Source organism: Neobacillus drentensis (genome assembly GCF_036966985.1).
In the GTDB taxonomy this organism is placed as follows: Bacteria; Bacillota; Bacilli; order Bacillales; family Cytobacillaceae; genus Neobacillus; species Neobacillus drentensis_E.
Genome location: NZ_JBALSN010000589.1, coordinates 1 through 3,850 on the forward strand (window position 1 = coordinate 1; position 3,850 = coordinate 3,850).

Consider the following 3,850-nt stretch of genomic DNA (forward strand, 5'->3'; position numbering starts at 1 on the left):
ATTTCAAATTTTACAACTTTCAGCTTTGTTTAACAATATGGAAATGCTGGTTTTTCAAACAAATTACAAAGATTTTTTGACAAAATAGTGAACTTTAAAAAAGTCAATCATTTTTGCAGTTATTTTGCCATTTTCCGCTCTAACCGCTTAAGCCTGAACTGAAGTTGTTCTAAGCTGCATTGACCTGAAATTATGGGTGTTTGTTCCGATTGAGACACAAGCATAATCGCTTTCTGACAGTATTCTATGGCAAGTTTATAATCTTTTATTCTATGTTCATATATTTTTGCAAGTTCTAAGCAGGCTTCTAACATCAAACGTTTATTACCAGAATCTGCAACATCTGAAAATAGTTTCTCCGCTTTTATCCAGTCTTTTTCTTTTTTGCGTTGTAAAGCTAAAGAAAATTTAGCTTGAAAGGATGTCATATCACTTCCATTAACAAGTTGGGTTAATACTTTCTCTGCTTGATTTTTTTCACCTAAAGCTGCAAACCAACGCCCTACCTCAAAAGACTCCGGCCTGGTCTGATCAGTATCAAGCCCGCAAAGCTGGAACGTGATATGTGTGTATAAGGTAACAAGCGATAAAATATCAATTTCATTATGCTTTAGAATACCCATCATCCCATCCGGTTGTTTACTATCAATGAAATCAAAATAAATCATTGGAGCTAAAAAGCCAGGAATATCATCGACTCTTTCCACACCAAGTACCTCTTTCTCAACGACAGCTAACTTCAAACGCTCTAATTTATGCTTCCAAAGCCTCCTCGCCGCATGAAACAGATCAAAATGCCCAAACTGTGGCAGCTTGGGGACATGTTCTCTAACAAGGGTATGCCTAGTCTTTACCTGCGGCCAATCAAATGACTTCCCATTATAGGTCACGAGCGTTTTATAATTGACTTTCTCTAGAAAACTTTGATATAAAGCGACTTCGGCCCCCGGATTAGGTAAAATATGTTGTCTTAAGATGAGGGAATCGCCCGAAACGCTTGCATAGCCGAGAAGGAAAATAGTGTTTCCTACTCCGCCTCCGAGCCCCGTTGTTTCGGTATCAAAAAAGAATAATTCTTCCGCTTGATGTCCTTCGGCAGATAATGGGNNGCAGTGAGGAAATCACGAAAACAGTAATGCCCGTGCTGATGTGAGAGTGGATATTTCACTTCTCTGATTAAACAGTAATCCTCATCTAAAAAAAACGGGAACACGTTTGCTTGTTCCCATTTTTCCTTGAAGGGAACCTCAATGTTAGCTGTTTGTGGTGAAGTATTCATTTTTTCTGATGATCCCCCAACAGAAAGATGTGGTTTTAAACGATTTAATTTATTTTTTAACGACATCGCTAATCTTCCTTCTCCTAAATTGAGGATTTTAAAAATGCTTCAATTATTTTTAAGACATCCTTTTTCGCTGCTTCACTAACTGTGTCCGTACCAATGCAGGACGGGCAACCATATTCACACTGACATCCGTTAATCATTTTCTTTGTTTCCATAAATACTTCTGACATCCCCATGTGTATTTTTTCGCTTAAGCCAATACCGCCTGGGTAGCGGTCATAAAAGAAAATGGTTGGCTTTTCATTATGATCTGCCTTCACCTGTGGTATGACATGAATATCTTGTGGGTCTGCCATTACGAATAAGGGGGCAATATGGTTTAGTGCGTGGGCCGTCCCAACAAGCCCCTGTTCGAGTCGCTCATGGCCCAATTCAGACAATGGCTGGTTTAAGGAAATCCAAGCAGCATTGGTGTGCAGTTCCTCTTCAGGCAAATGGATTGGTCCAGACCCAATATTTTCGTGTGTTTCAAATTTTATTTTTTTAAATATGGTTGCCATCGCTCTTACACTAACATCCCCATAGCCAAACTCTGCCTCCTCTAATTCTTGAAGTTTATCCACTTCAAGCACTTTTAATTGGACGGCTAAATTTGCATCAGTAAAATAGTCTACATCTACTTCCCTTACGAACGCCTTTTTCTCTTCCCAATCGAGTTTTTCAACCTGGAATTGGGTACCTTGATGTAAATAAATGGCTTCATCATGGAGAAGCGTCATCGCAGAAAAGCGGTCCATTTCACCAATAACTTTGACATTGGCCACATCAGATTGGTCAACAATGATGACATTTTCCTGTGATGCCGATCGTAAACTAATGTTATGCGCAGGAAAGGAATCATTCATCCAATACCACTTGCCACCATTATGATAAAGAACTCGTTCCTCAGTTAAATATTCTAGTAGTTCCTCTGTTTCTACGCTTCCAAATTGCTCGCCTGCTTTAAAAGGGAGTTCATAGGCAGCACATTTCATGTGATCTATTAAAATAATTAAATTATCTGGGTTGATCCTTGCTGTTTCCGGGCTTTTATTAAAAAAGTAGTCAGGATTCTGGATGATATATTGGTCAAGAGGACTTGAGCTGGCCACCATAATGACCAGTGCTTCACTATGTCTTCTTCCCGCTCTTCCCGCCTGCTGCCAAGCACTGGAAATGGTACCTGGATAGCCGGTCATAATACAAACTTGCAACTGTCCAATATCCACCCCTAGTTCTAGAGCATTCGTGCTGACTACACCGTAAATCTCACCTGAACGGAGGCCTTTTTCAATCTTCCTTCGTTCGGTTGGGAGATATCCACCTCGGTAGCCCATTATAGACTTTGCACCCAATTGGTTTTTTACTAATTCTTGCAAATAGGTTAGAATAATTTCGACTCTTACCCTGCTTCTAGCAAAGACAATTGTTTGAATTTTATTTTTTAGTAGTTCCCCCGCTATTTTCCGCACCTCTAGCGTGGCACTTCTCCTAATGTTTAACGGCTTGTTTACGATAGGCGGATTATAGAAGAGAAAATGCTTTGTACCACTAGGGGCCCCATTGTTATCAATCAGCTGCATTTTTTCTTCTGTAAGGGTTTCGGCTAACTCTAGTGGATTCTCAATTGTGGCGGAAGTACAAATGAACACAGGGTTACTCCCATAATATTTACAAATCCGTTTTAGCATTCTAATTACATTGGCTACATGGCTGCCAAACACACCGCGATACGTATGAAGTTCATCTATGACAACAAATTTAAGGTTTTCAAACAAGGAAACCCATTTTGTATGATGCGGCAGAATAGCTGAATGAAGCATATCTGGGTTCGTAATCACCACGTGTCCTGCTTGTCTCACTCGTTGACGAATGTTTGCTGGCGTATCCCCGTCGTACGTATAACTGTTTATGTCTACACCGGCAGCTTGAATAATTTCATTGATTTCACTCTTTTGATCTTGTGCTAGTGCCTTAGTAGGAAACATATACAGAGCCCTTGCGCTTGGATTTGCTAGAATTGTTTGCAAGACTGGAAGATTATAACATAGGGTTTTCCCTGAAGCTGTCGGAGTTACTGCAACAATACTTTTTCGTCCCATGATTTTTTCATAGGCTGCGTTTTGGTGTGTATACAGTTGTTCTATTCCCCTGCCATTTAATGCAGATTTTAATGCTGGATGAAGATCATTGGGAAGCGGAACTGTTTGAGCCTGCTTTTCTTCGAGTGTATGCCAAGTAACGATATTTTCCTTGAATTGATCATTTATTTTTAAGTCAGTTAATATTTCTTGCAGATTTTTTCTTAACTTCATACCCACTCACCTCATTACTTCTATTCTAACCGAATGAGCGTTCGTAACAAAAGTAAAAATGATAAATTTATGCTTATATTTCAGTGGTACCTTTTTCCTCTTTAATAAAATGTTCAATCAATTCCTTAACATTTATTAATACCATAAACTATTTTTAAAATTTTTGTTACAATAGATAATAACTGACTATGACTGTGAAGGTGATTGAATG

Annotated in this window: 2 protein-coding genes; both read right to left on the minus strand. The window is 39.1% G+C overall.

The window, feature by feature from the left end; genetic code table 11:
- Nucleotides 1–119 precede the first annotated feature (119 nt).
- Entirely contained in the window at nucleotides 120–1,019 is a 900-nt protein-coding gene (locus V7659_RS28520; RefSeq protein ID WP_335543430.1) for a ribonuclease H-like domain-containing protein, read from the minus strand.
- A gap of 343 nt (nucleotides 1,020–1,362) precedes the next feature.
- On the minus strand, nucleotides 1,363–3,639 hold the full coding sequence (locus tag V7659_RS28525; protein ID WP_335543429.1) for a DEAD/DEAH box helicase: 2,277 nt from the start codon (nucleotides 3,637–3,639) through the stop codon (nucleotides 1,363–1,365).
- Between the last annotated feature and the right edge of the window lie 211 nt (nucleotides 3,640–3,850).